Origin of the sequence: Rhizobium ruizarguesonis (assembly GCF_012349115.1) — a bacterium.
GTDB classification, from domain to species: Bacteria; Pseudomonadota; Alphaproteobacteria; order Rhizobiales; family Rhizobiaceae; genus Rhizobium; species Rhizobium ruizarguesonis.
In genome coordinates this window covers 59,572-65,571 of the sequence record NZ_PQIG01000094.1, presented here as the reverse complement: position 1 = coordinate 65,571, position 6,000 = coordinate 59,572, and the positions used below count along the sequence as shown (strand labels likewise).

Annotated in this window: 6 protein-coding genes and 1 pseudogene; 4 read left to right on the top strand and 3 right to left on the bottom strand. The window is 58.5% G+C overall.

Annotated elements, in window-relative coordinates; translation table 11 throughout:
- The coding region (locus tag C3Y91_RS24535; protein ID WP_168575940.1) for a HoxN/HupN/NixA family nickel/cobalt transporter at positions 1-599 on the top strand (599 nt) is incomplete at its 5' end.
- Here the strand turns inward: C3Y91_RS24535 and C3Y91_RS24530 are convergent.
- The gene (locus C3Y91_RS24530) at positions 578-1,396 is read right to left on the bottom strand and encodes a sulfite exporter TauE/SafE family protein (RefSeq protein ID WP_168575939.1); all 819 of its coding nucleotides are present in this window, start codon (positions 1,394-1,396) and stop codon (positions 578-580) included. The genes C3Y91_RS24535 and C3Y91_RS24530 overlap by 22 nt on opposite strands.
- 132 nt (positions 1,397-1,528) lie before the next feature.
- Between C3Y91_RS24530 and C3Y91_RS24525 the strand changes: the two genes are divergently transcribed.
- The gene (locus tag C3Y91_RS24525) at positions 1,529-2,065 is read left to right on the top strand and encodes a hypothetical protein (protein WP_210267749.1); all 537 of its coding nucleotides are present in this window, start codon (positions 1,529-1,531) and stop codon (positions 2,063-2,065) included.
- 736 nt (positions 2,066-2,801) lie between these two features.
- Complete coding sequence (locus C3Y91_RS24520; protein ID WP_168575937.1) at positions 2,802-3,710, top strand: flagellin N-terminal helical domain-containing protein; 909 nt, start codon at positions 2,802-2,804, stop codon at positions 3,708-3,710.
- Positions 3,711-3,759: 49 nt separating this feature from the next.
- Here C3Y91_RS24520 and C3Y91_RS38745 read toward each other — a convergent pair.
- Positions 3,760-4,242 (bottom strand): annotated as a pseudogene (locus C3Y91_RS38745) (hypothetical protein); the annotation flags it as partial.
- A gap of 90 nt (positions 4,243-4,332) precedes the next feature.
- Here C3Y91_RS38745 and C3Y91_RS24510 point away from each other — a divergent pair.
- Entirely contained in the window at positions 4,333-5,460 is a 1,128-nt protein-coding gene (locus C3Y91_RS24510) for a 2OG-Fe(II) oxygenase (RefSeq protein WP_168575936.1), read from the top strand.
- A gap of 240 nt (positions 5,461-5,700) precedes the next feature.
- Here the strand turns inward: C3Y91_RS24510 and C3Y91_RS24505 are convergent, their stop codons facing one another.
- A complete protein-coding gene (locus tag C3Y91_RS24505; RefSeq protein WP_168575935.1) occupies positions 5,701-5,919 on the bottom strand; it encodes a helix-turn-helix domain-containing protein in 219 nt (72 codons plus the stop codon).
- Between the last annotated feature and the right edge of the window lie 81 nt (positions 5,920-6,000).

Below are 6,000 nucleotides of genomic sequence, written 5' to 3'. Positions count from 1 at the left end.
TTTTCGGCGCCGTCCATGCAATGACGCCCGGCCACAGCAAGTCCGTTCTTGCCACTTATCTGACGGGGTCCTCGATGAAGGCCCACAAGGCGCTGCTGGTATCGATGGCTCTGTCGTTCACCCATGTGAGCATGGCGGTGCTGATCGCTCTGCTCGCGCTGCCTCTGGTCTCGCATTCCTTCGTCGATGCCGGGTCGGCTCCCGTCCTTCAGGCCGTCAGCCGTGGCTTGCTCGGCCTCATCGGTCTGTGGATGGTATGGAGCGCCCTGTTTCGACGCGCACATACCCATTCAAGCGGCGAAGGTGTTGCCGTCGGCTTTATGGCCGGCTTGATCCCCTGTCCGCTGACATTGTTCGTTATGACCTTCGCGATGATCCATCAGGTGATCATCACCGGCCTGCTCTTTGCCCTATCTATGATGCTCGGGGTCTGCGCCACGCTTTCGGCGGTCGCACTCCTCGCCGTGATGTTCCGCGAACAGCTCGCCCGCCTGATGAGCACACGGCCGCGGCTACTGGCGGTGGTTTCGAAATCCATCGAGGCCGCGGCCGGCGCGATCCTCGTGGCCGTCGCTCTTCATGAGATCGTTTTTGCCTGATTTTTGATTAAGGGCTTATGCCGCCAGACCTTGATCGCTGACAGCACGAGAATAGCGGCAAGCGCGGGCAGCAAAGCCCGGCTTGGCACTGCGCCCAGAAGCAATCCGCCCAGAAAGGTGCCTGCCACTGAGCCTGCAGCCATTAGCATCACGAAGGGACGGTTACGGCCGAGGACGGCGAAGCTGCTGTCGCGACTGTACCGCGCAAAGGCAACGATCATCGTCGGGAGGCTGACAGCAAGCGATAAACTGCCGGCAAGTTTGATGTCGGCGCCGAAGAGAAGCACGATCGTTGGAATCAGCAACTCTCCTCCGGCCACACCCAGTATTGCTGCAACCACGCCTATAACCAACCCGCTACAGACGCCGGCAACGATCTGCGTGACACCCGTCAGTATCGGCGCGCCAGTCGAGGCGTCGTGGGCGACAACCAGGATGACGGCGATCGCGAAGAGAAGTCCTCCGATTATCTTGTAAAGCGCCTCAGAGCGGAGCTTCGTCGCCCAGCCGGATCCTAGCCGGGCGCCGATCAGGCTCCCGGCCAGCAGATTGACAATAACGGTCCAGTGCGAAAACACCTCGACGAACGGCACCGACATCGCGCGGAAAGGAAGAGCGGATGCGACAACGATCAGGCTCATCGCCTTATTGAGGATGATAGCCTCCAATGCCGGAAAGCCGAATGCGCCGATCAAAAGCGGAAGCCGGAACTCGGCACCGCCCAGTCCTATCAATCCGCCGAGGGTTCCGATCAGCGCTCCACCGCCCGTCGCGGCTCCGGCCTGCTTCAAGTCCATATGCGCTCTCCGCTTCCAGCCTTCATTCCACGCTCCGCTATTGGAGGCAATACATCCTCTCCTGATGAAGAATGAAAACCGATTGACGGCGGTTGGAACCGATTTACTGTTCGCTTCGGCAAGGAGGAGTGGATGAAGCGTATATTTCTGTCCATGGTCGCCGTGATTGGCGTCGCAAATATCAACGACAGCGCGCTGGGTGCGACGCCCTTCGATGTGTTCAGCGAGCGCTGTCTGGCTCGCGGCCCGGACTTCGACCGCACTATCGCGTTCGCCAAGAACCGCAATCTGCTGGGGCTTGCCATGGATATGTCCCTGGGCTTCGTGCCGGTGGACAATCCTCTTGCGCTCGAGGGCTGGATCGTCAACGAGGGCGGCGAACCATTTCAGGCACTCGTGGTCTCCAGAGCGTCGGTCGGGCAGAAGCAGGTGGAAAGCTGTACGATGGCATTCGCCGGGATCGATGCGACGGGCTTCGAAGGTGCGCTTTTCGATCAGACTGGGGCAACTGGATCCGGCGAGCAAAACGGGCAGAGCCGGCACCGCAAGTTTTACACGATTGAACAGAATGGGCGAAAGGAGGCGGTCACGCTGGACCTTCCGCTCTATCCGAACGGCAACGACGAGGTGATTGCAAGCGTCGTCTCCGAGCAGCAATTCGAGAACTGAACGATCCGACTACGGCCCGCTTTGCGTCTGGGCCTAGAGCAGATAGAACAAGTTTGGCGGCGTGTATCGGGATCGGAAGGCCTACTGTCCCACATTACCGCGATCCGGAAACGGCGCCATGAGGCTTGCCGGTTCCGGTCTCATCAGTTCATAAACGACGACGGCACTCAGAATGCCGGCCCATATCAGCAGAACTCGAAGCATTGCTGTCCTTGGAGATCGTTGGCGAATTTTCGCCGTGTCACACCATCTCCGCCCCTTCCAACCGTGTCTAGCACGATATGCTAGCAATGCGGGTGCAGGCTCTCGCATTGACAGCGACAGCGCGGAGCCTGTGAGGGAAGTTCACCCATCCCTCGGCTTGAAATGACTTCCAGCCAAGCGAAAAGCAGGCAGCCCAGAAGAAAAGCAACGCAAGCATCACCGGAAACAGGACGAGTTCTCGTCGGCAGTGTCAATTCCTACACCGATGAATGTGATATTTGCCTCCATGCTGTCGGTGCAAAATCCATCCAGTCGAAGAACCGCAATGGCGTCCAGAAATCCGCGTACGCACCAAAGATGCGAGCATTCTTCATCGATATTCAGTAATTATTAACTGAGATTTGGTCAGTTGACGATGAACGGCGAGTTAACCTTAACAGAATGGTTAGCAGGCATGATGCTGATCGCTATGGGCCGGCCGAAAATCCGGAATGTCCCTTCTTAAAATCTGCCAACAAGGGGCAAGCAAACTATGACGAGCATCAACACCAATAACGCTGCAATGGCAGCCCTCCAGACTCTCCGTGGCATCAACCAGGGTCTCCAGGAAACCCAGGCCCACGTTTCGTCCGGCTATCGCGTCGGCAAGGCTTCCGACAACGCTGCTTACTGGTCGATCGCAACGACCATGCGTTCGGACAACAAGGCTCTCTCGGCTGTCTCCGACGCTCTCGGCCTCGGCGCTGCAAAGGTCGACACCGCTTACTCCGCCATGGACAGCGCCATCGACGTCGTCGGCGACATCAAGGCGAAGCTCGTTGCCGCCACTGAAAACGGCGTCGACAAGGCCAAGGTCCAGGAAGAAATCAGCCAACTGCAGCAGCAGTTGATGAGCATCGCACAATCGGCTTCCTTCTCCGGTGAAAACTGGGTTGCCGGCGCTGACGGCACCAAGAGCGTCGTTTCGACGTTCGTTCGCGACGGCTCCAACGCCGTTTCGGTCAAGACGACCGACTATATTCTCGACGACAGCTCCACGGGCAACGTTCTGTTCGGCATGAGCGGCGGTTCGGTCGAAACCTCCACGGGTATTCTGGGTACTTCGAATGGTGCGACCGGTTCTGTCTACGCAATGGACATCACCAACTTCACCCTCGGCGAAATCCAGTCGGCTCTGACCAACGTTGAATCGGCTCTGAAGGCGATGACCAGCGCCGGCGCTCAGCTCGGCTCGATCTCCAAGCGCATCGAACTGCAGGAAAACTTCGTGTCCGCTCTCAGCGACTCGATCGAGTCAGGTGTCGGCCGTCTCGTCGATGCCAACATGGAAGAAGAGTCTTCCAAGCTCACAGCCCTGCAGACCCAGCAGCAGTTGGCGATCCAGTCGCTGTCGATCGCCAACTCCTCTTCGCAGAACATCCTCACGCTGTTCCGCGGCTAATAACCCGCTCGCTGGCCTCCGGCGGAGCATTCAGGAACTGAGCCGCGCCTCAATGGGCGCGGCTTTTTGGCTTGCAAGGCATCGCGATTAACTGGAGCGCGACCTTGGGGCCGTCCTGCAGAATAGATCCTCGAGATGCACCACCACAGTACGGCAGTATCGGCAAAACAGGATCGATCGACGGTTTGGCCCGGATAGACCGGTAAGAGAACGGTCGGCTCTCCCCGCGCAACCTGCCCGCCTGCAGCTTGAATTCTGCATCGGGATCGGGCAAGGCCCACAAGGTTGCCGTGAGAGATCGAACTGCTGCTGGGCGAGCTCCTCCCCTTCCTGCTGGATCCGGCCATTGGTCCATCATCGAAGAACCGAGAAAACCCCGCCGGTGTTTTTCGAAAAGTGTTGGCCAGACAACAAGGTTGGCCGGCGCGGTCTCGTCCTCGGTGGTGATGAACATCACTCCCTTTGCCGATCCCGGCTTCTGCCGAACCAGGACGAGGCCAGCGGTATAGACCCAACGCCTGTGATGCGCCGACGGATGCAGGACACCGGTTGAAAATCGGGCAGCGTCGGCTGATACTACAGTTTCTTGCGAGCGGCATAATCATTGGGGCAGTGAAACGTCATGCACACATACGCGAACATCCTGCCGGGGGATCCGGCCCCTTGGTTTCACCAGCGGTCTTCGAGTAATCCCCGCTTCGCATTTGATACCGTCGCAGGACGTTACATCGTCCTCTGCTTCTTCGCGTCAGCATCCCATCCCCAGAGCCAAGCAGCGATCACGGCCGCGCTAAAAAGGCGGGACCTGTTTGATGACAACAAGGCATCTTTCTTCGGTGCGACCGTCGATCCGTCCGACGAGGCGGAGCAGCGCGTTGCCGATCGATATCCGGGCTTCCGTTTCTTCTGGGATTTCGACGGTACGGTCAGCCGCCTCTATGGCTCTATACCGACCGATGCCAGGCCTGGAGACGACGATGTCCCGGCGCGGCAGATCTGGTTCGTGCTCGACCCCACCATGCGCGTCCTGAGGGTCTTTCCCTTTGCAAGCGATGGCAGTGAGATCGAAGCCGTCTTGTCCTACGTGAGTTCACTTCCACCGATCAACCGGTTCTCCGGCATCGAGCTTCAGGCACCGATCATCGTGCTCCCGAATGTATTCGAGCCAGAGCTTTGCCAGAAATTGATCGGCCTCTACGAGCAGAATGGCGGTGGAGAATCAGGTTTCATGCGCGAAGTGGACGGAAAGACTGTCGCGGTCACCGACCATAGTTACAAACGTCGCAAAGACTACGATATCGAAGATAAGGACATCATCGCAGAAACACGCGGGCGGTTCGTGCGTAGGATCGTCCCGGAAATCCTAAAGGTTCATCAGTTCACCGTAACCAGGATGGAGCGTTACATCATTGCCTGCTATGCGGCCGAGGACGCTGCTCATTTCCGCGCCCATCGTGACAACACAACCAAGGGGACCGCTCATCGCCGCTTCGCGGTCTCCGTCAATTTGAACGATGACTTCGATGGTGGAGAAGTGAGCTTTCCCGAATATGGCAGCAGAAGCTTCAAGGCTCCGGCCGGAGGCGCGGTGATCTTCTCATGTTCCCTGCTTCACGCCGTTTCGACTGTCACGCGAGGACGTCGCTATGCGTTCCTGCCGTTTTTATACGATGATGCCGCAGCAAAGATACGAGAGGCCAACAACGCCTTCCTTGGGGAAGGCGTTGCCGGCTACGCCGCGGAGGCATAGTGTCGGGCCCGGCTGCCCAAAGAGCAAGGTGCGACGAATGACTTCAGGCGCTTGGCAATTAATTCGGGCCAGCCGACTAGACGGAGGCGTCCAGCCCGGCTGAGCCTGTAGCTTGGCTATCCCCGTAAGCTGTAGCAGCGTGGACGTGTTCCCATTGAAGCGCTACCCGGTACCCGGTGGGCTGCTGCAGACACCCTCGTTAAAGTAGCTTGTGTAGCGATTTCAGCGCGGCGCGCGTCTTCAAATCTTTTCTAAAACCCCCAGAGCGGCTGCGATTCTACGGATCTTCGACGCGTCGAAATCCGCGTCGTTCTCCAGAGCTGTCACCTCTGCCACTGTTAGACCAGTGGTTTCTGCGACGTCGTCCAGCGAATAGCCGCGAGCCTGGCGAGCATCTGCAAGCAGGGCGCCGATGGACGGGACAACAGGGGATTTCGCAATCTTCGAGGCCATATTCATGTCGTTGGGTTCCTTTTGGCGGCCGGAAAACGTGCAAACCGTTTTCTAGTTCCACCGCTGCCGACCGCGTCCGGTAGCGGA